General features: G+C 41.7%; 26 protein-coding genes. 19 read left to right on the top strand and 7 right to left on the bottom strand.

Annotation, left to right across the window (positions count from 1 at the left end):
• Positions 1-157 precede the first annotated feature (157 nt).
• The 13 genes from M1D94_RS02555 to M1D94_RS02615 all read left to right on the top strand — a co-directional run bounded on the left by M1D94_RS02555 (position 158) and on the right by M1D94_RS02615 (position 10,529).
• Complete coding sequence (locus M1D94_RS02555) at positions 158-301, top strand: hypothetical protein (RefSeq protein ID WP_003242876.1); 144 nt, start codon at positions 158-160, stop codon at positions 299-301.
• Positions 302-534: 233 nt separating this feature from the next.
• The gene (gene tkmA, locus M1D94_RS02560) at positions 535-1,281 is read left to right on the top strand and encodes a protein-tyrosine kinase activator TkmA (RefSeq protein WP_003227811.1); all 747 of its coding nucleotides are present in this window, start codon (positions 535-537) and stop codon (positions 1,279-1,281) included.
• Positions 1,271-1,987: a tyrosine-protein kinase PtkA gene (gene ptkA / locus M1D94_RS02565; RefSeq protein ID WP_041519554.1), complete on the top strand. Its 717-nt coding sequence runs from the start codon at positions 1,271-1,273 to the stop codon at positions 1,985-1,987. The genes tkmA and ptkA overlap by 11 nt, the downstream gene beginning before the upstream one ends.
• Before the next feature lie 48 nt (positions 1,988-2,035).
• Positions 2,036-2,800, top strand: a complete 765-nt coding sequence (locus M1D94_RS02570) for a tyrosine-protein phosphatase (RefSeq protein ID WP_077670986.1) — start codon at positions 2,036-2,038, stop codon at positions 2,798-2,800.
• Between the two features lie 194 nt (positions 2,801-2,994).
• Positions 2,995-4,317: a UDP-glucose 6-dehydrogenase UglF gene (uglF, locus tag M1D94_RS02575; RefSeq protein WP_038829859.1), complete on the top strand. Its 1,323-nt coding sequence runs from the start codon at positions 2,995-2,997 to the stop codon at positions 4,315-4,317.
• A gap of 191 nt (positions 4,318-4,508) precedes the next feature.
• Positions 4,509-5,294 (top strand): YwqG family protein, encoded by a 786-nt coding sequence (locus M1D94_RS02580; protein ID WP_003244223.1) that lies wholly within the window; start codon positions 4,509-4,511, stop codon positions 5,292-5,294.
• Positions 5,295-5,342: 48 nt separating this feature from the next.
• Complete coding sequence (locus M1D94_RS02585; protein WP_154213109.1) at positions 5,343-5,450, top strand: hypothetical protein; 108 nt, start codon at positions 5,343-5,345, stop codon at positions 5,448-5,450.
• A gap of 216 nt (positions 5,451-5,666) precedes the next feature.
• Positions 5,667-6,089, top strand: coding sequence for a YwqH-like family protein (locus tag M1D94_RS02590; RefSeq protein ID WP_017696586.1), 423 nt, complete (start codon positions 5,667-5,669; stop codon positions 6,087-6,089).
• 8 nt (positions 6,090-6,097) lie between these two features.
• On the top strand, positions 6,098-6,358 hold the full coding sequence (locus M1D94_RS02595; protein ID WP_003227825.1) for a YwqI/YxiC family protein: 261 nt from the start codon (positions 6,098-6,100) through the stop codon (positions 6,356-6,358).
• An 18-nt stretch (positions 6,359-6,376) separates the two neighbouring features.
• On the top strand, positions 6,377-8,383 hold the full coding sequence (locus tag M1D94_RS02600; RefSeq protein WP_038829860.1) for a T7SS effector LXG polymorphic toxin: 2,007 nt from the start codon (positions 6,377-6,379) through the stop codon (positions 8,381-8,383).
• Positions 8,383-8,868: a hypothetical protein gene (locus tag M1D94_RS02605; RefSeq protein ID WP_038829861.1), complete on the top strand. Its 486-nt coding sequence runs from the start codon at positions 8,383-8,385 to the stop codon at positions 8,866-8,868. Before M1D94_RS02600 ends, M1D94_RS02605 begins: the two co-directional genes overlap by 1 nt.
• A gap of 184 nt (positions 8,869-9,052) precedes the next feature.
• Positions 9,053-9,703: a hypothetical protein gene (locus M1D94_RS02610; protein ID WP_038829862.1), complete on the top strand. Its 651-nt coding sequence runs from the start codon at positions 9,053-9,055 to the stop codon at positions 9,701-9,703.
• 109 nt (positions 9,704-9,812) lie between these two features.
• On the top strand, positions 9,813-10,529 hold the full coding sequence (locus M1D94_RS02615; RefSeq protein WP_038829863.1) for an endonuclease V: 717 nt from the start codon (positions 9,813-9,815) through the stop codon (positions 10,527-10,529).
• A gap of 86 nt (positions 10,530-10,615) precedes the next feature.
• Here the strand turns inward: M1D94_RS02615 and M1D94_RS02620 are convergent, their stop codons facing one another.
• On the bottom strand, positions 10,616-11,497 hold the full coding sequence (locus M1D94_RS02620) for a LysR family transcriptional regulator (RefSeq protein ID WP_029726024.1): 882 nt from the start codon (positions 11,495-11,497) through the stop codon (positions 10,616-10,618).
• Positions 11,498-11,619: 122 nt separating this feature from the next.
• Here M1D94_RS02620 and M1D94_RS02625 point away from each other — a divergent pair, with 122 nt between their 5' ends.
• Together M1D94_RS02625 and M1D94_RS02630 are read left to right on the top strand one after the other, a co-directional pair.
• Positions 11,620-12,165, top strand: coding sequence for a flavodoxin family protein (locus tag M1D94_RS02625; protein ID WP_038829864.1), 546 nt, complete (start codon positions 11,620-11,622; stop codon positions 12,163-12,165).
• Positions 12,162-12,383, top strand: a complete 222-nt coding sequence (locus tag M1D94_RS02630; protein WP_038829865.1) for a hypothetical protein — start codon at positions 12,162-12,164, stop codon at positions 12,381-12,383. Before M1D94_RS02625 ends, M1D94_RS02630 begins: the two co-directional genes overlap by 4 nt.
• A 26-nt stretch (positions 12,384-12,409) precedes the next feature.
• Here M1D94_RS02630 and chrA read toward each other — a convergent pair whose 3' ends face one another.
• Genes chrA through chrS form a run of 3 tightly spaced genes read right to left on the bottom strand, consistent with a single transcriptional unit; the run spans position 12,410 to position 14,026 of the window.
• Complete coding sequence (chrA, locus tag M1D94_RS02635) at positions 12,410-12,946, bottom strand: chromate resistance efflux protein ChrA (RefSeq protein WP_014665634.1); 537 nt, start codon at positions 12,944-12,946, stop codon at positions 12,410-12,412.
• Positions 12,943-13,536, bottom strand: a complete 594-nt coding sequence (chrB, locus tag M1D94_RS02640; RefSeq protein WP_038829866.1) for a chromate efflux transporter subunit ChrB — start codon at positions 13,534-13,536, stop codon at positions 12,943-12,945. The genes chrA and chrB overlap by 4 nt, the downstream gene beginning before the upstream one ends.
• A 13-nt stretch (positions 13,537-13,549) precedes the next feature.
• Positions 13,550-14,026, bottom strand: a complete 477-nt coding sequence (gene chrS / locus M1D94_RS02645) for a chromate efflux transcriptional regulator ChrS (RefSeq protein WP_014478181.1) — start codon at positions 14,024-14,026, stop codon at positions 13,550-13,552.
• 213 nt (positions 14,027-14,239) lie between these two features.
• Between chrS and ggt the strand changes: the two genes are divergently transcribed.
• A complete protein-coding gene (gene ggt / locus M1D94_RS02650) occupies positions 14,240-15,817 on the top strand; it encodes a gamma-glutamyltransferase (protein WP_456270405.1) in 1,578 nt (525 codons plus the stop codon).
• 4 nt (positions 15,818-15,821) lie between these two features.
• Here ggt and M1D94_RS02655 read toward each other — a convergent pair whose 3' ends face one another.
• The 3 genes from M1D94_RS02655 to cotG form a co-directional block, all read right to left on the bottom strand.
• Positions 15,822-16,157 (bottom strand): DUF4181 domain-containing protein, encoded by a 336-nt coding sequence (locus M1D94_RS02655; protein ID WP_046160935.1) that lies wholly within the window; start codon positions 16,155-16,157, stop codon positions 15,822-15,824.
• Between the two features lie 178 nt (positions 16,158-16,335).
• Positions 16,336-16,953 carry a flavin reductase family protein gene (locus tag M1D94_RS02660; RefSeq protein WP_014481120.1) on the bottom strand — a complete coding sequence of 206 codons (618 nt, stop codon included), beginning with the start codon at positions 16,951-16,953 and terminating at the stop codon, positions 16,336-16,338.
• 173 nt (positions 16,954-17,126) lie between these two features.
• On the bottom strand, positions 17,127-17,693 hold the full coding sequence (cotG, locus tag M1D94_RS02665; RefSeq protein WP_456280234.1) for a spore coat protein CotG: 567 nt from the start codon (positions 17,691-17,693) through the stop codon (positions 17,127-17,129).
• A gap of 141 nt (positions 17,694-17,834) precedes the next feature.
• On the opposite strand from cotG, the gene cotH reads away from it, so the two are divergent.
• From cotH to M1D94_RS02680, 3 genes are all read left to right on the top strand, one after another.
• Entirely contained in the window at positions 17,835-18,923 is a 1,089-nt protein-coding gene (cotH, locus tag M1D94_RS02670; RefSeq protein WP_014478176.1) for a spore coat protein CotH, read from the top strand.
• A 128-nt stretch (positions 18,924-19,051) separates the two neighbouring features.
• Positions 19,052-20,248 carry a spore coat protein CotH gene (locus M1D94_RS02675; RefSeq protein WP_456270406.1) on the top strand — a complete coding sequence of 399 codons (1,197 nt, stop codon included), beginning with the start codon at positions 19,052-19,054 and terminating at the stop codon, positions 20,246-20,248.
• Positions 20,249-20,307: 59 nt separating this feature from the next.
• Positions 20,308-20,985 carry a DUF2642 domain-containing protein gene (locus M1D94_RS02680; protein ID WP_064671505.1) on the top strand — a complete coding sequence of 226 codons (678 nt, stop codon included), beginning with the start codon at positions 20,308-20,310 and terminating at the stop codon, positions 20,983-20,985.
• The last annotated feature ends 37 nt before the right edge of the window (positions 20,986-21,022 follow it).

Below are 21,022 nucleotides of genomic sequence, written 5' to 3' on the forward strand. Positions count from 1 at the left end.
CTATTATATCGCAACACATCGGCCTTAAAAAGTTTTTCCTAAAAAAGGACATAAAAAATGGGATGTGTCGAATGATGTATTAGAGATTGCAAATTGATAACCAGCATCATATAATAATCGTGTTTTCAACTTAATGGAAGCTGAAAGGAATAAAAAGATGAGTGAAAAGAAATTGAATCAAGAAGAATTTCTGAAAATTTTGATGCATGCACATGAAATTGGTGAGCAGTCATCTGAGATGACGACGAAGGAAATGCTTGAAAATTTGATTTCTCATATTAAAAATGGATATGCAACATAAAAATCCCGCACGCCTTTAGCGGGATTTTTTTATGCGAGAGGACGTGACTGCACGAATAAGAGAAAATGAGACAGCACTGTCAACACAGTAAATACAGCGCTTACATAAAAAGTGCTAACATAACGCATTGTAAAAAAATGTCGAATTATGTCACGTGAAAAGCTGGAGAAATGCGGTTTCAACGTTGTATAATCGTAGATGGAAAAGGATGTTATAAGAGATTTGGAGGTATCATGGGAGAATCTACAAGCTTAAAAGAGATATTATCAACGTTAACAAAACGCATACTTTTGATTATGATTGTAACCGCGGCTGCCACTGCTGCCGGCGGACTCATTAGTTTCTTCGCACTTACACCCATCTATGAAAATTCAACTCAGATTCTGGTCAACCAATCGAAAAATGAACGAAAAGAAGTCCAATTTAACGATGTCCAAACCAATCTTCAGTTAATCAATACGTACAATGTCATCATTAAGAGCCCTGCCATTTTAGATGAAGTCATTAAAGAAATGGGCCTGTCGATGACATCCCAAGAACTGAATGACAAAATTACCGTATCCAGCGAACAGGACTCCCAAGTGGTCAACATATCAGTCAGGGATGAAAACGCGGAAACAGCGGCTCATATTGCCAATACTATAGCATCTGTTTTTCAAGACAAAATCACATCTATTATGAATGTTGACAATGTCAGCATTCTGTCAAAAGCCGAGGTCTCAGAACATCCGTCCCCTGTATCGCCAAAGCCGCTTCTAAACATTGCCATCGCGTTTGCGGCCGGATTGGCGGGAAGCATCGGACTGGCCTTCCTGCTTGAGCATTTGGATAATACGATCAAATCGGAAGAGCAGCTCGAATCCTTGCTGGACATACCTGTTTTAGGGACAGTTTCCACCATTGCGAATGAGCAGAAAACAGCAAAGACCTTACAGGGTTTCCAATCTGAAAAAACGGGGAGTGGACATTTTGGCGCTTAGAAAAAGCAGAGACTCGCGGATGCGGAGAAATGTCATTGCAATGACAGAGCCGAAATCCTTGAACTCTGAACAATATCGGACGATTCGCACGAATATAGAATTTGCTTCAGTGGACCGGCAAATGAAATCAGTCATGATTACATCGGCTTGTCCGGGGGAAGGAAAATCAACAACGGCCGCCAATCTGGCTGTCGTATTCGCCCAACAGGGAAAAAAAGTGCTCCTGATTGATGCTGATTTGCGAAAACCAACAGTACATACGGCCTTTTTTCTTGAAAATACGGTTGGCTTAACATCTGTTTTATTAAAGAAAAGCTCTATGGAGCAGGCTGTACAAGCATCGAATGAAAAACATCTTGACGTGCTGACGAGCGGCCCGATCCCGCCAAACCCGGCCGAGCTTCTCTCCTCGAAGTGGATGAAGGAGCTTGCATACGAAGCGTGTGCGGCATATGATATGGTCATTTTTGATACGCCGCCTATTCTTGCCGTAGCAGATGCACAGATTTTAGGCAACGTGGCAGACGGTTCTGTTCTGGTTATTTCAAGTGGGAAAACAGAAAAAGAACAAGCCGCAAAAGCGAAAGAGGCGCTTGAAACGTGCAAAAGCAAGCTCCTTGGGGCGATTATAAACGGCAAAAAGCTTTCGAAGCACTCTGAATACGGATATTACGGAAACAAGGACAATTTCATGCAAAATAAATAACGTGCATCGTGCCCGTTATTTATTTTTGCGAAAAAAGGGGGCTAGGACATGATCGATATTCACTGTCACATTCTTCCCGCAATGGATGACGGGGCAGGTGATTCGGCTGACAGCATAGAAATGGCAAGAGCCGCTGTTCGTCAGGGAATCCGGACGATCATTGCGACACCTCATCATAACAACGGTGTGTATAAAAACGAGCCAGCCGCAGTCAGAGAAGCAGCAAATCAGTTAAACAAACGTTTAATTAAAGAAGACATTCCTTTACATGTGCTTCCAGGACAGGAAATCAGAATCTACGGCGAGGTGGAACAAGACCTTGCCAAACAGCAGCTGCTTTCGCTGAATGATACAAAATACATCTTGATTGAGTTTCCGTTTGATCACGTTCCCCGATATGCGGAGCAGCTTTTTTATGATTTGCAGCTGAAAGGATATATTCCGGTTATCGCCCATCCTGAACGCAACAGGGAAATTCGCGAAAACCCGTCTTTGCTGTATCATCTTGTGGAAAAAGGAGCAGCATCTCAGATTACTTCAGGAAGTCTTGCGGGGACCTTCGGCAAGCAGCTGAAAGCATTTTCTCTCCGGCTGGTTGAAGCCAATTTGATCCATTTCGTAGCCTCAGATGCCCATAATGTGAAAACGAGAAATTTTCACACTCAAGAGGCTCTTTATGTTCTAGAGAAAGAATTCGGCTCGGAACTTCCTTATATGCTGACGGAAAATGCAGAGCTTCTCCTGCGGAATCAGACCATCTTCAGACAGCCTCCGCAACCGGTCAAAAGAAGAAAATTGTTTGGTTTTTTTTAACAGCCGATTCTCATTTCACCACTTTCTTTTTGAGAGCGATATAATAGTGTATTGTATGGTTGAATCACATTTCAGAAATCTGTACAGGCTGTACCCGACAGGCTATGCGGGAGATCATTCGCATTCATGATAGGATGTTCTCATACGATATTACGGAAGCTGCAAAGCAGCAATTTAACTGTTGGAGGGAAACAATGAATATAACAGTCATCGGAACAGGCTATGTCGGTCTTGTGACAGGTGTTTCTCTTTCTGAGATTGGACATCATGTAACCTGCATTGATATTGACGCTCACAAGATTGATGAAATGAGAAAGGGCATTTCACCCATATTTGAACCAGGTCTTGAAGAGCTGATGAGAAAAAATACAGCTGATGGACGGCTGAACTTTGAAACGAGCTATGAGAAAGGCTTGGCACAGGCAGACATCATTTTTATAGCGGTCGGCACACCGCAGAAAAGCGACGGGCACGCCAATCTGGAGCAAATTACAGATGCGGCCAAACGCATCGCAAAGCATGTCAAACGAGATACAGTCGTGGTAACGAAAAGCACAGTGCCCGTTGGGACAAACGATTTGATTAATGGACTGATCACTGAACATCTAGCGGAGCCTGTCAGTATTTCGGTCGCATCCAATCCGGAATTTTTGCGTGAGGGGTCGGCGATCTATGATACCTTTCATGGTGACAGGATCGTGATCGGGACGGCCGATGAGAAAACAGCAAATACGCTGGAGGAGCTTTTCCGTCCGTTTCAAATCCCGATATACCAAACGGATATCAGAAGCGCCGAGATGATCAAATATGCCTCAAATGCTTTTCTGGCCACTAAGATCAGTTTTATAAACGAAATTTCGAATATATGTGAAAAGGTCGGCGCCGATATTGAAGCAGTCGCGTACGGGATGGGACAGGATAAGCGGATCGGGAGCCAGTTTTTGAAAGCGGGCATAGGCTACGGCGGCTCTTGTTTTCCAAAGGACACAAACGCCCTCGTGCAAATTGCCGGCAATGTCGAGCATGATTTTGAACTGCTGAAATCGGTTATCAAAGTCAACAACAATCAGCAGGCGATGCTGGTTGATAAAGCGCTGAACAGGCTCGGCGGGGTGACGGGAAAAACGATTGCCCTTTTAGGCCTGTCATTTAAACCGAATACCGACGATATGAGAGAAGCGCCGTCAATTGTTATTGCAGACCGTCTCGCTGCGCTCGACGCCCGTATTAGAGCCTACGATCCCATTGCAGTCGGCCATGCAAAGCATGTTCTCCCGCAAGCTGTTGAATATAAAGAGACGATCGAGGAAGCTGTCAAAGGTTCTGACGCCGTCATGATTTTAACCGACTGGGCTGACATTAAACAATTTCCGTTAGCGGCTTATCAGGATTTGATGGAAACGCCGCTCATATTTGACGGCAGAAACTGCTACACATTGGATGAAGCTGCGGCTGCAGGAGTGGAGTATTATTCTGTCGGTCGAAAGGCGGTTGTTCCGTCAGGTGCAATTCAATAGTTGAAAAAGAAAGGCTGGTTGCGCACCAGTCTTTTTTTCATCTATTGCGGGGTGCTGAATACATTTGCTACTATTTAACTATTGTTTGGAAAATTATGCAGAAGTAGGGCTTCTTTAAACATTCGTTTGAAAAACATTAGAAGAAAACCAGAAAATAAAACCTTGGAGATGCCGGAAAAGGAGAGAATCTGATGAATCATCTGCCCGAAAAAATGAGACCGTACCGCGACTTGCTGGAGAAATCAGCGAAAGAATACGTGAAACTGAATGTGAGAAAGGGGAAAACAGGACGATATGACAGCAAAATTGCCGGTGATCCCTATTTCCCCAAGCATGAAACATATCCGACTGATGAAAATGGACAGCCGATGAAGCTTCTGGCGCAGATTAATTTCTCGCACATTCCCCAGCTTGACGGCTACCCTTCTTCAGGTATCCTGCAGTTCTACATTTCTGTTCATGATGACGTCTATGGATTGAATTTTGACGATCGATGTGAACAAAAGAATTTCAGAGTGATCTATTTTGAAAATATCGTAGAAAACGATGACGAGCTTGTTTCTGATTTTTCATTTATTGGCACAGGCGAATGTGATTTTCCGATTTTATCAGAAGCGGCAGTCGAGCCTGTGAAATCTTCGGAATGGGTGCTGCCTACAGATTTTCAATTTGAGCAGTATACGGGCATGGAAACAATGGAGTTCTTTGGTCAGTTCGGCGAGGATGAAGAAGACATTTATAATGAACTGGCTGAAAACGGATTTGGCCATAAAATCGGCGGATACGCTTCTTTTACCCAGCATGATCCACGGGAATACGCATATAAAGAACACACCATCATGCTTTTACAAATTGATTCAGACGATGATATCGATTCAATGTGGGGAGACGTCGGCATCGCCAATTTTTTCATCACACCTGAAGATCTAAGGAAAAAAGACTTTTCAAACGTTCTGTACAACTGGGACTGCAGCTAATACAAGCTTTTGATCCAAAGGGTCAGAAGCGGAAATAATATAAGCCAAATGACAAAATCAGACGTGGCCGACCAGATGAAGAACATAAACATGAACAGAGGCAGATCAACAGCATCTGCCTCTTTCAAGTGCCTTTATAACTATGACATTAGGTGATTTCATTTTATAAAACGCTTTTATTAGCTGTATAACGAACAAAAACAAGATCAAATACCTACATTTCAAGAGCGTTATATGCCTAAATTAAGCCATTTACCCTATTTAAGCCGCCTTCTGGCTATTTTAAAATATAATATATGGAAATAAAGTATGGAAAAGTCTATCTTCATCAGCCCCTCCATACGACTTTTTGAGTATTAAGAGGTGATTCAGATGGGTTATGAAAGTATGCTGGCGGATATCAAAAGTTCGCTCAACGGAAAAATTTCCGACGTGGAAGACAAGATCGAAAAACTGAAAAAAGCAAAAAAGGACATAGACACACTGCAAGAAGAGGCAATCACTGAAATCAAAGAAATTGTGAAACCAGAATTGGGCAAGCATTGGACGGGAACAAAAGCCGATGATTTCGACAAGGGAAGAGAAGAGGCGAAATCGGAAGCATCTAAGATTGTGAATGATAAATATAACGAGTATATGGCTTCGATTCAAATGGAGATTATTCAGTTGGAATCTATGAAATTTCTCTATGACAAAGAATTAAAGCTAGCGAATTTTGCTGGTCATACTCTTGCTAAGGGTGAAGAATTCTTGGAGGATGCTGTTAATCAAATTAAATCTATTAAATTGTGGTGATCTTTTTTATGTCAGAAATTAAATTGAAATACGATACTGTAATCAAAACATTGGATTCTGTCAAAGATGCGCTTGCTGACGTATCAATCGGCGCCGCGGGGTCCAATGGAAAAAACAAACTCGATTATACGAAAAAATATCATGAGCGTGAGGAGAACATCAAAACCATGCTCGGAGATTACAAAAAAGCGGTACAGAAAAATATCGAGGATACAAAGGATAATGTAGATTCACTCAAAGAGCAGGACGAGGCGATAGCGGTAAAATAGAACAGAAAGGGCAGTGCGATGAGCAAAGTATTTGAATCTAAATCTTTAATCGAAGAAGCGAAGAGCAGAAAAAAGCAATATGAGACGCTTGAGGAGCAGCTGAATACGCTGAAAAAAGCGTTTCAGGGAGTTGCAGATTTAGGCGATAATTTTAAAGGAAAAGGCGCGGACAATATTAAAGATTTTTTTCAGGGACAGGCGGAAATCGTAGACAGCTGGCTGACGCTTGTCTCTGCTCAAATTGCGTTTTTAAATGGCATTTCAGGAGATATTAAAGATCAAGAACTGAATGATTCATATGTGGAAACTTCTTTTTTGGATCATGAGCTGCCCAATGGAGACCTGAAAGCCTCAGAGATTGTCTCCGCCCATAAAGAAGAAATCGATTCTATTTTGTCAGGCATCAGCGATATTATTGACCTCGACATGTATACGCTTGACGACTATGCAGATAAGATGGGCGATGCCCAAAAAATCAGACGTGACACGATCACAGCTGTCGATAAGCTTGATGAATCCCTGACAACTGAATATCAAAATTTAGAATCTCTGGACAACGCAGTGCTCACCAAATATTCCGTTCTCATGCAGGCCACCAGCAATGGGAAGAGCGCTTCTCCTATGTACTATGACAAAAAAGCCTTCCACAGCAATGAAGTCTACAAAAGCGTCATTGAAGTAGAAAATCAAGGAACAACCTATATCGATGCAAAAACCCAGCAAGCAGAAGCAAGACGGCTCCAGGAAAAAGCCGAGGAAGAAGCAAACAAACCGTGGTACGAAAAAACATGGGATGGAGTTTGCAACTTTACTGGAGAAGTCACTGGCTATTATGATTATAAAAGAGCAACCGAAGGCGTTGATCCGGTTACCGGAGAAAAACTCTCCACCGCAGAGCGTGTGACAGCAGGAGCTATGGCCACTGCCGGATTCATACCAGTCGTCGGCTGGGCAGGCCGGGCCTTCAAAGGCGGAAAAGCCATCTACAAAACCGGAAAAGCAGCTATCGCTGCTGAACACGCATTAGATGCCTACAAAACAGGCAAATCCTTAGACATTCTCAAAATGACTGAAATGGGCGCATACGGCCTTATTGCGTCAAACGGATTCTCAGAAGCCGTCACGGGACGGGATATGTTTGGAAACAAAGTGTCTGAGGAGAAGCGGAAGCAAGGGGCGCTCGAAGCGGCATTGAGCTTGGTTGGAGCCGGTGCATTGGCGAAACATATTGATAAAGGCATCCCGCTTGCTAAATCGCCACAAGTAGCAAAAGTTGAAAAAGGGAGAAAGATTCTAGATCAAGTAAAAGAATTCAAAGTGCCGACGAATGTAAAAATTCGTGTCCACAAGACTGTCACACCGGATGGGACAACTTTCCCAATTGTTCACGCTGATGTGAAAACGAAAGCTGTGAAAGATCTTGGGGTTGTGAAGATGGTGGGTAGAGGTAGCAGTGGAAACACTACCACAAGATTAATTCCAGGGACCCCAGGAAAGGTTACAGGGGGGAGTTCAACTAAATTAGGTAAAAATATGTTTGAGCAAATGGGACTTCCACGTTCAACAAAACGTACTCCATATCAGGCTCAACATATTATCCCGAAGGAGTTTCGAAGTCATCCTGTTTTGAAGAAGTTAGGAATGGATATGGATGATGCGTCAAATGGCTTTTTCTTAAGGGTCCCGGATGATGATATAAGTGCTACTTCACGGCATAAGGGATATCATTCAGTTTATAGTAGTTTTGTGAGAAAAAAATTAGATGAGATTAATGTTAACCAAAGTGTAGACGTCATTGAAAAACAGGTATATGATTTACAACAAAAATTAAGAGAATTACAAGAAAAAGGGTTGCCTCTTTATATGAGGGATGATTATTTAGAAACAGAATTAAAGAAAATAAAGGAGAAAGGATTAGAAGCATATAAATTAGAAAGGAAAGAAGGTAGCGCCTCAAGAAAACCCGTTTGGAAAAGAGGCGGTGGAGCAACAGTTGATCTTTGGGAAAGGTGGTATAACAAGTAATGAATTTTGGAAAATATCATAATCTGGTGGAAGAGGTAGTTGAATTTTCAAAAACCTTCAAGCCTATAAAATCAGTTAATGTATCTAATTTTACTCAAATAATTAATGACCAAGAAAAGGCTGAATACTTGGCTTATGAAGAAGTATATGGAGAAGATGAGTATACATGGAAAGATATAAGGGAAATTGAAATGAGTGAAGTATGGGAGCGGTTTTACGAATTAGAAGATAATCAAAAGCCGGAAAATATAGACGCATTATTAGATATTTTTTCTGAGAGCATCAGACATGCTTCTACTGAATTCAAGACTTTTTTTGAGGATATAGTAGCTGACCTAAACAATTGTGCTATTAATAGAGCAATTAATGGTAATACAAATAATTTTTTTGAAAAGGTTTTTGAAATTTATAAAGCGGGTTATTTCCCGTGTGGTTGGAATGGCGATTATCCTAACGGGAATTTTATCGTTTTTAAAAAAGGTTAAGAGAGGTTTTCAAGAAACGTCAGTCTATGGACACCAAGGGCTGGCGTTTTTGTTTCTCATTGTATACAGCTTTCAATAGAGGTTAACGTTAGAAGTGCCTTGTTTACTGATATATTAGAATAGTTTAAACTTCTTTTTGGGTTGTCAATCGGCAGATTTTTTAGAATAATGAAGGAGAAGCGGGATGGAAAGAGACCATATTTCTCAACTACAGCCATTAAAAATCTGTAATGGCTGGTCTGTAGTACTGAACAATTTATGTTCAGAAAAAAGAATGCAAGAAAAATGTGAATTACTAATACTACAAAATGAAAAACGTAAGGCCTTTATTAAGGTAAGTTATGAAAATAATCAATACCATATCAAAGTAGCTGGCTTAAAAACAGATAAGATTTATGAAGATGAGTCTTTTAATGAGATAGAACAATTATTAGAAGAGTTAGAATATCAAATCTGGAGTGTGGGAAGCGGGGTTTTAGAGGGTTTGCAGCCACTAAGCCAACAGATTCCCAATTTTTTAAGGCTAAAGATACCGGCTGGTTGGACTGTTGATTATATTACATTAAAAGATACTGATCCTAAGACGCTAGAGGCAAATGATGATGCTTGGTTATTTGACTTTAATCAAGATCTCCTGCAGATTTCTCATAAGACAAAAAATTTGCTGCTTGACGTAGGGTGGTACCCAGAAGGTGATCCAGCCGGAAGCTATGGGATTGAACTGATAAAAAACGAAGATTGGGAAAATCCTTTAGAGGATATTATGTGTACTGAACTTAAAGAATTAATTAAACAATTGGATTATATTTTTATGAAAGAAATGAAAAATGAATAGTAATAAAAAAGCAGATTATACTATCTGCTTTTTTCAATGATATAATTTGGTGTCATTGCTAGAATCGACATGCAGGACAATTGAGCGCGAAGAGAGGGAAACAAGTAAAATGGAAATACATCAAATACACGATTTTCATCTAAAAGATGAATCGGATTTTGTTCAAACACAACAATCCCTTAGAAATCGTATCAACCTATCCCACACGATCCATCCCAACTCCATCAACACCTGCGCAGGCGTCGATCTCGCCTATTGGGAGCAGAACGGAGAACCATACGGAGTGTGCAGTATTATCGTGATTGACGCTGATACAAAAGAAGTCATTGAAAAAGTGCATAGTATGGGGAAAATCAGCGTACCGTATGTTTCCGGTTTTCTTGCGTTTCGTGAGCTGCCTTTGATCATCGAGGCGGCGAAAAAGCTGGAGACGGAGCCGGATGTCTTCTTGTTTGATGGCAACGGATATCTGCATTACAATCATATGGGCGTTGCCACCCATGCGGCTTTTTTTCTGGGCAAGCCGACGATTGGGATTGCGAAAACCTATCTCAAAATCAAAGGCTATGATTTCGTGATGCCTGAAAATGAAGTCGGTGCATACACCGATATTCTCATTGACGGCGAGGTATATGGCCGGGCGCTGCGAACGCGGGGGGACGTGAAGCCTATTTTCTTGTCTTGCGGTAATTATATTGATTTAGACAGCAGCTATCAGATCACGATGAGCTTGATCAATCAAGAAAGCAGATTGCCGATCCCTGTCCGCCTGGCTGACCTTGAAACGCATGTTTTGCGAACGTTTTATCAGAAAAATCACATGTAACACTTGGGGCTCTAAGTCATCAAGTGTTTTTTTGTATGTGTGTGCTTTCCTGGTCTCAAAAACCTTGTCGTCCTTGTGGAGAGGTTTTATTTGAATGTTTTCCGTGTCAAATCGATAAAAGCCTTTAATGGCGCAGACATCCATTTGTCCTTATGCCATGCTAATTGAGTGAAAACGGGGCAATCGCTCTGCCAATTGAGTTCTTTCATCCGGCCTGCTGCAATATCATCTTTTACTGTCATTTCAGGCAAGATTCCAATCCCAAGTCCGGCCATCACGCATTGTTTGATGGCTTCTATGCTGACGAATTCCAATTTGTTAGGATAGACACCGGAGTCATGCAAATTGTTCTCAAAGAGCGTGCGGTACGAGCAGCCGTCCTCTGTCAGCAGAAGAGTTTCGTTTTGAAGATCCTTCAATGTTATTGGTAAATCCGCAGGAAAAGGATGGTCATTAGCAGCCACCATTTTGATCTCATCCTGAATCAAAGATTCAACGTGCAGTGCGTCTTCCATCCGGTTTACATCCAAGATGAAGGTGATATCAAGCTGGCCCTGTAAGAGCTGTTCTTTCGCTTGTTCATTGGAGATATATGGTTTGAATATGAGCTTTACTTGGGGAAAAGCCTGTTTAAATTCTTTTATGATAGGGGGCAGGCGGTATGTGCACTGGCTTTCTGTCGCCCCGATTTTTAAGGTTCCGGTTGTTTCTCTTACTTGATTTGTGGCCATTTTCGCTTCTTCTGTTAACGCAATGATCTTCTGTGCATAAGATTTGAACGTTTTTCCTGCTTCTGTCAAGATAAGCCGCTTGCCGAGCCGTTCAAATAAAGGCGTCCCAATTTCTTCTTCAAGTGATTTGATCTGAGAGGTAACGCTTGATTGTGCATAATTAAGCATTTTGGCGGTTAGGGTGAAGTTTACATGTTCTGCCGCCGTAATAAAGGTGATCAGCTGCTTCAATTCCACTTGTTCTCTTCCTTTCTAAATCGGTTTTAGCGATTGGATTAATCGAAATAATCATCTGTCTTGATTGATGAATCCATTATAAGATGAAGAAAATCATTCGTAAACAAAGGAGCAGATGCATCATGAAAATTGCGGTTATTAACGGCGGAACTCGGTCTGGCGGAAATACGGATGTTCTTGCGGAGAAGGCTGTTCAAGGATTCGATGCGGAGCACATTTATTTGCAGAAATATCGAATTCAGCCAATTGAAGATCTGCGTCACGCCCAAGGCGGCTTTCGTCCTGTTCAAGATGACTACGATTCTATCATTGAACGGATATTGCAGTGCCATATTCTTGTATTCGCCACCCCAATTTATTGGTTTGGCATGTCAGGGACATTAAAGCTGTTTATTGATCGCTGGTCACAGACGTTGAAAGATCCGAGATTTCCTGATTTTAAACAGCAAATGTCAGTGAAACAGGCATATGTAATAGCAGTGGGCGGAGACAATCCAAAAATAAAAGGGCTGCCGCTGATTCAGCAATTCGAACATATTTTTCATTTTATGGGAATGTCCTTTAAAGGCTATGTGCTGGGAGAAGGCAATCGTCCAGGCGATATTCTTCGTGATCATCAGGCGCTGTCCGCTGCGAGCCGCTTACTGAAAAGAAGCGATGCGATATGAAGTTTTTGCTGTCGGTCATTGCTGGCTTGCTGATTCTTGCACTCTATTTATTTTGGAAGGTCCAGCCTCCTGTTTGGATACAAGTTGAAACCAATTCGTCCCAGTTGAAGCAATCTGTGAGAATGGCAGGAACCACGCTGCAAGTCAAGCACATGATCAAGAGTGACGCAGGAGAAGAAACAGCTGTCATATCAAACCGCATTTCTGGGCCAAAATAAAAAAGCACCTGTCCAGGTGCTTTTTTCTATAAATGAGGAATCACAAGGCCGCCATACAAAAACGCCGCGATAATCAGGAACGCCGGATGCATCTTGAATTTTGTCATGGCAAGGAGGGAGATCCCCGCAATCACAATAGATTGGATCCAGCCGATCGCTTTGATGCCGTCTGCGCCGATTTGCCAGGTAAGAATGAGCATCATGACCGCGATGACAGGCTGGACGGACAGCGTCATGCCTTTGATGACAGGTGATTGGCGGAAGCGCTGGATGATGCGCAGCAGGACGATCAATGCGAGCGCCGACGGTACGACGGTTGCGATCAGGGCAATTAGGAAGCCGGGCCACCCGCCTGCGCTGTAGCCGACATACGCAGCGATTTTCGTGGCGATCGGGCCCGGCAAAGCGTTCGCAAGTGCGAGCATATTTGAGAATTGATCGTTTGAGAGCCAGCTGTATCTGTTTACAACTTCTTCAAACATTAGCGGGATAGACGCAGGTCCGCCGCCATATCCCAGTAGGTTTGCGATAAAAAACGCCATAAATAAATAGATCGATATCATGAGGCTGACATTCCTTTATCTTTTGAATGTTTATTTGTGATTTTGTCTTTCAGTTTAAAATGAAACGCCCCGTACGCTAAGAAAATAATAATGACAAGGCCGGGATTAATCTGTAAAGTTTGCAGGCCGATAAAAGCGATGATAAAAAACAGGATGCCGGTGACCCAGCCGAAACCTTTTAGCGCTTTTTGGCCAAACTCGTACGCCATGATTCCGAGCATTACAGCAATTACCGGCGTGACGGCACCGATCATACCTGCAACAATTGCTGAATGGCTTAACACATTTACAGCCGCAAACAAGCCCACCATCGCAAGACATGTAGGCAGAGTGTGGGCGAGGGTCGCCACAACTGCACCTATTGTGCCTTTTAGCTTAAAGCCCAGATAAGCAGCCATTTTGGTGGCAATCGGTCCGGGAAGCGCATTAGCGATTGCTAATATTTCTCCGAATTCATCATCGTCAATCCATTTATATTTATTGACCGCTTCATGGCGGATCAGCGGAATCACGGAAGGTCCGCCGCCGAACCCTAATATGCCGGTGCGAACCATTGCGGCCGTCATATCCCGATAAGGATGGTTTTTCATTCGTTTCTCTCCTTTACAGCTTCATTCCCATACGGCTTTTGTATCGTTTGATCAGCATCTGGCAATCAACACTGACGACGCCTCGCAATGGATACAGCCGTTTTGTTAAAAATTCTTCCATTTCTTGATCGTTGGCAAAGATCCCATGCATATGCAGCTTGCTCGGGCCTGTCATGTGATAAAGGCTGGTGACCGCAGGCTCTTCCTCAAGCTTAAGAGCGACCTCTTCTAAAAATTGCGGTTCTACCTCGACATTGAAAAACACGGAAACATGAATGCCGATTTTAGCGGGATTGATGACAGCGGTGAATTTTTCAATAACACCGGCTTCAATTAATTGGTTGATACGGGCCTGGACGGCGACCCGTGATAAATCGACTCTTTTGCCAAGATCCGTATAAGAAATTCTGCCTTCTTCATGCAAAATCGTGAGAATTTGTTTATCAGTCTCATCAAGTACAAGGTTGGGGATTTGATATTCATGACTCAATTGCTCCACCTGCTTTCGTAGCCTTTTAGCAATCATTTTATCATAAAAGTTACGTATCGAAATAATAATTTTTCATTTGTTTTCGAAATGAATGCGAAAATATCTTATTATTTGCGAAAAGAAGAAAGTTCGTCAGTTTTTCTGCCGGATCAGTAGATGTGAAAAATCAGGCTCCCTATACTGAAGAAAATTTCTTAAAAAAGGGGACTTGTGATGAACAAATCTGTCATCGGTACAAAGCAAATGGTCGTCAGTCCGCATTACCTCGCTTCTCAAGCCGGAAACCTTATACTGGATAAGGGAGGCAACGCGTTTGACGCCGCTGTTGCGGTGAGTGCTTGTCTTGCGGTTGTGTACCCGCATATGACCGGACTTGGCGGGGATTCCTTTTGGCTGACCTTTCACCAGGAAACAAAGGCAGTAAGAGTCTACAATGGCAGCGGCCGTTCAGGAAAAAACGTAACGAGAGATGTATATAAGGGAAAAAGCGCGATTCCGCTGCGGGGGATTGACAGTGCCATTACCGTGCCGGGAATGGTTGATAGCTGGGATGCGGTCCTGAAGGAGTACGGGCGTCTGTCTCTTGCAGATGTATTGGAGCCCGCACGCGATTATGCCCAAAATGGGTTTCCTGTATCAGCTGATCAGTGTCGTCACACAGAAAAGAATATTGAATTGCTGGCTTCCACGCCTTACACGGCTGACATCTTCACGAGAAGGGGCAAAGCACCTGTCCCGGGAGAGCGATTTGTGCAAAAAGAGCTTGCAGACAGTCTGAACTTGATTGCTGAAAAAGGAAGAAGCGCATTTTATGAAGGAGATCTCGCTCAGCGGATTGTCTCACATTTACAGAATAACGGCAGTTACATGACAATCGATGATTTTAAAGCGCATCGGGGTGAGTGGGCAGCGCCTGTATCAAGTGATTATCGAGGATACAGTGTGTATCAGGCGCCGCCGAATTCTCAGGGATTTACCGGTTTATTAACACTGAACATTTTGGAAAACTATGATTTCACACAAATCGAGCACGGTTCATTTGAGTATTATCATGTGCTTGTGGAGGCGTTGAAAAAGAGTTTTGTAGATCGGAATGCCTTTTTGACTGACCCTGCGTTTGCTGACATTCCGCTTGAAAGGCTTTTAGATAAAAATTATGCGAAACGATTGGCGGGAGAAATCGGCTATCTGGCAGAACCGGCAGAAAGCAGGCCGGTGGGAAGTGATACGGCATATGCGGCAGTAATCGATGCGGATGGCAACGCAGTGTCATTCATTCAAAGCCTGTACTTTGAATTTGGCTCGGCAGTCACTGCCGGTGATACAGGCATATTACTGCAAAACCGCGGATCATTTTTCTCACTGGATGAAAATCATGTCAACACGCTTGAACCGAGAAAGCGCACCTTCCATACGTTGATGCCGGCTATGGTCTGTAAAGGCGGAAAGCCAAAAATTCTGTACGGCACACAAGGCGGCGAAGGCCAGCCGCAGACCCAGACGGCCATCATTACCCGAATGCTGGACTACGAAATGCATCCACAACAGGCAATCAGCGAACCGCGCTGGGTATGGGGCAGAACGTGGGGAGAGGAATACGAAGGTCTCAGAGTCGAGGGCAGATTCACAGACAAAACAATCCAAAAACTGAAAGACAGCGGGCATCTCGTGGAGGTTGTCGGTGACTATGATCCGCTGATGGGACACGCGGCTGCAATCAAAGTTGATGAAGAAGGCTTTCTCCAAGGCGGAGCCGATCCTCGGGGAGACGGAGCGGCTGTGGGGATTTAAATAACTATAGGGTACAAATATAAATCAAAAGCATAAACATAAGGGAGACCTCTACAATGTGGTACATATACTGTTTATCTTCAGGTCTATAATGCCACTCCATAAAAATTCGTATTGAGTCAATCACAATAAAAAATAAAAGAAGCAAATATTCAACTGGAAAAAAGGAGAGTGAAACCACAAACAAAATAAGTAAAGTGATTTCGATCCATTTGTGTGTATTGCTGACATGCTTATATCGCCAGCCGGATTTATCAATACCGTATTTTTTCTTTATAAAAAATTGAGAGGCGAGACTGATGGTAATAGCGATCAGCATTAAAATCCAAAAGTTTGTCATTCCAATTCCTCCTAATCTACCTTTATACGAAGAAAAAGGAAAAACGTTTCATAAAAGAACACCCCGAGCTTACTCTGGGTGTTCTTTTTTTTGATACTTTTTCAGTTTTTTACAGGCGTTATTTATGTAATCATAAGGTCTTTTTGACTAGTTTCTTCTATTTAAATAGTCCTTCTCTTCAGCTGGGACGAATCAGTGTGAATTCTTCCCCCAGCTTGGCATAGTGATTTCCCGCCAAGCGTGAGGCAGGCTTTAATTCATCCGTTAAAATATATCCCTTTTCTGCATCATACACCTTTTCATCTAGGTGGAAGCAGACAACCCTTCCGATGAGCAGATCTGCTGTAGTGATGCCTTGATCATTGTCAAAGGTAATATGCCGCTCTAATTTGCACTCAAAGCGAACGCGGGCTTCCTTAATGCCGGGAACTGAAACAGCTTTGCTTTCAACAGGATGAAGCGAGGTGCGTGTAAGCTCGCTTTCATCCGGCCTTAAGCTTGCAGCTGTTTCATTGATATCTTCAATGATGGCTTCATCACTGACATGAACGACAAATTCTCCGTTCTCCACTGCGTTTCGCGCTGTATCTTTTTGGCGTCCTTCCGTCCTGTTAACAGAAATACTGAGAAGCGGAGGATCTGAGCTGACGACGTTATAAAAACTGAAAGGCGCGGCATTGACCGCTCCTTCTGAAGAAAGTGTTGTCACAAATGCAATGGGGCGGGGAATAACGGTACCTGACAATAGCTTGTATGTGTCTTTGGCACTAAGCTGATCAGCTTGAAATATGTACATAGCAACAACCGCCTTTATCGTTAGGATACCTTGATTATAACGAAATGGTTTAAAGGAAACCAAATGATGCGGGTTGCATATGTTATGTCATGACATATATCTAATACAGGGCAAATAAAAAAATAGGCTTCCGTACCTCCGCCGGCAGCCTATTGAAACAATGAAAACTTAGATTATTTGTATTTCTTTTTGACTACCCAGCAATTGCCGTCTTTCCAGTATTCTTTTTTGCTGTCATAATCATCGTGTCTTTTGTAGTCGTCGCAGTGGTGGTGCGGTTTTTTGTAGTATTTCTTATGGGATCGATAAGATTTTTTGTGTGTACGGCATGACTTCTTATAGCTGCGAGATTTTTTGTAAGAACGGCAAGATTTTTTGTAGCTGCGAGATTTTTTGTAAGAACGGCAAGATTTTTTATAGCTGCGAGATTTTTTGTAAGAACGGCAAGATTTTTTATAGCTGCGAGATTTTTTGTGAGAACGGTACGATTTTTTGTGGCTGCGTGATTTCTTGTGAGAGCAGTATGATTTTTTGTTAGAACAGAATGATTTTTTGTGACTGCGAGATTTTTTGTGAGAGCAGTATGATTTTTTATGGCTGCGAGATTTTTTGTGAGTGCGGTGCGACTTTTTATGACTGCGTTTTTTTCCATGAGGCTCTTGGTATAAATAATCCTTTAAACCTTCTTTTTTTGCGGATTTCACCGCTTCTTTGATGTCAGAATGGGAATAGTGGCCCAATTTGAAATCCTCCTTTTAAAAATGATGTTAAGGATGAAGATCCTTACTACCCTCATAGTACGCGCGGTTTTAAAAAGTGTATAAGTGTTCCGCTGAGATCTTATAAAAATAAAAGCCTAATATTTGTAAGGAGGATTATGGATGAAGAATCAATCCAATTTACCGCTTTATCAGCTGTTTGTTCATCCAAAAGATTTGCGTGAATTAAAAAAGGATATATGGGACGATGATCCGGTGCCAGCTGTGATGAAGGTAAATCAAAAAAGGCTGGATATTGATATCGCTTATCGGGGATCACATATCAGAGACTTCAAAAAGAAGTCATACCATATTTCCTTTTATCAGCCGAAAACATTCCGCGGCGCGCGAGAGATTCACTTAAATGCGGAGTATAAAGACCCTTCCTTGATGAGAAACAAATTGTCTCTGGATTTTTTCTCGGAGCTAGGGACACTGTCTCCAAAGGCAGAGTTTGTGTTTGTAAAGGTGAACGGGAAGAATGAAGGGGTTTATCTTGAACTTGAATCCGTAGATGAATATTATTTGGCGAAAAGGAAGCTGGCTGATGGCGCGATTTTTTACGCGGTGGATGATGATGCTAATTTTTCTCTGATGAGCGATTTGGAAAAGGAAACGAAGACGTCGCTGGAGCTTGGATATGAAAAGAAGACAGGGACTGTGGAAGATGATTTTTATTTACAGGATATGATTTTTAAAATTAATACTGTCCCTAAAGCTCAGTTTAAGTCAGAAGTGACAAAACACGTGGATGTCGATAAGTATTTGCGCTGGCTTGCCGGTATTGTATTCACCTCGAACTATGACGGGTTTGTCCACAACTACGCATTATACAGAAGCGGGGAAACCGGATTATTTGAGGTGATTCCTTGGGATTATGATGCGACCTGGGGCAGGGATATCCATGGAGAGCGGATGGCTGCCGATTATGTAAGAATTCAAGGATTTAATACACTAACCGCCCGGATATTGGATGAATCCGAGTTTCGCAAGTCCTACAAGCGCCTGTTAGAAAAAACGCTCCAATCTCTTTTTACGATAGAATATATGGAACCGAAAATCATGGCGATGTATGAGCGGATTAGGCCTTTTATCTTGATGGACCCATACAAAAAGAATGATGTTGAGCGTTTTGACCGCGAGCCGGATGTGATTTGTGAATATATTAAAAACCGTTCACAATACCTCAAAAATAATTTAAGTATTTTATGAATGTGTGAAAATAGGTATTCTGCTGAAAAAGCGACAATTAGGCTATTGAATTAGTTCAACAAATAAACGTGACACGTATATATGCAATATGTTTATCATCTATGTATAAGTGACTAGGAGGAACTTGAATGAGCAAGAGGAGAATGAAGTATCATTCAAATGATGAAATATCTTATTATAACTTTTTGCATTCAATGAAAGATAAAATTGTTACTGTATATCGTGGAGGTCCGGAATCTAAAAAAGGGAAATTAACTGCTGTAAAATCAGATTATATTGCTTTACAAGCTGAAAAAAAAATAATTTATTATCAGTTGGATCATGTGAAAAGTATTACTGAGGATACCAATAATAGCACCACAGCAATTGAGACTGAGGAAATGCCCGACGCTGACGATTTTCATAGCTTAATCGGACAATTCATGAACCAATCAGTTCAATTTAATCAAGGGGGTCCGGAATCTAAAAAAGGAAGATTGGTCTGGCTGGGAGATGATTACGCTGCGTTAAACACAAATGAGGATGGGGTAGTGTATTTTAATATCCATCACATAAAGAGTATAAGTAAACATGAGCCCGATTTGAAAATAGAAGGACAGACGCCATCAGGTGTCTTGGAAGCTGATGATTTAAGAGAGGTTTTTAAGAGTCTGACTCATAAATGGGTTTCAATTAATCGTGGAGGTCCGGAAGCCATTGAGGGTATCCTTGTAGATAATGCCGACGGCCATTATACTATAGTGAAAAATCAAGAGGTGCTTCGCATCTATTCTTATCACATAAAAAGCATCAGCTTAGGCCCAAAAGGGTCGTACAAAAAAGAGGATCAAAAGAATGAACAAAGCCAGGAAGACAATAATGATAAGGACAGCAATTCGTTCATTTCATCAAAATCATATAGCTCATCAAAATCATATAGCTCATCAAAATCATCTAAACGATCACTAAAATCTTCAGATTATCAATCATCCAAATCTGGTCGTTCGTCACGTTCAAAAAGTTCATCAAAATCATCTAAACGATCACTAAAATCTTCGGATTATCAATCATCCAAATCTGGCTGTTCGTCACGTTCAAAAAGTTCATCAAAATCATCTAAACGATCGCCAAGATCATCAGATTATCAATCATCAAAATCATACAGCTCATCAGGTTCAAAGAGTTCATCAAAATCATCTAAACGATCACCAAGATCTTCAGATTATCAATCATCAAGATCACCAGGTTATTCAAGTTCAATAAAAAGTTCAGGAAAACAAAAGGAAGATTATAGCTATGAAACGATTGTCAGAACGATAGACTATCACTGGAAACGTAAATTTTAATAGATAATGGAGGAGCATCAGATTAAGTGATGCCCTTTTTCAGTTAAAGGAGGAGAATCGTGAAAGGTTTGAATCAATTCCTTAACACAGATGTTGAGGTTGTCATTTCAGGAGATACAAGGTTTGTCGGCACCCTCATAGATATCGGACAGGATATTTTTGTTATTTTTGATGGCTGCAATTATCTTTATATTCCCTTGTTGCATCTTCATCAAATGAAAAAGGCGAAAATAATGACCAGTACTGAGAAGCCATTTTTGATCAATCCGGAAGATCCAATGATAGAGGCAGAAACTCAAGCTTTTTCATATAGAAATACATTAAACAAGGTCAAAGGCCAGTTTATTGAAGTTTATGTAACTGGGGGTCGATCGATCCATGGGTATGTTACAAATGTTTTAAACGATTATATTGTATTTTTCTCACCTGTATTTAAAATACTTTTTATATCTATGCATCATTTAAAATGGTTTACCCCTTATTCAACTGAACAAACACCGTACACTCTTGACAACTCACAATTGCCTGTCGTGCCTTCCAAAGTTCCTCTTGTGCGTAATTTTGAGGAGCAGATCAAAAAAAATATTGGTGAATTGGTCATATTTGATATGGGAGAGGTGCCAGAAAAAGTTGGTCTATTAAAGGATGTCTCTAATAATATCATTGAGCTTATTAACGCAAATGGAGAGCCAATCATTTGGAAGTTAAATCATCTAAAGACAATGCATCTTCCCTAGTGTATGCAAAACTGCCCTCTTGAATAGCAGAAGGCAG

This window comes from Bacillus sp. JZ109 (assembly GCF_053903135.1).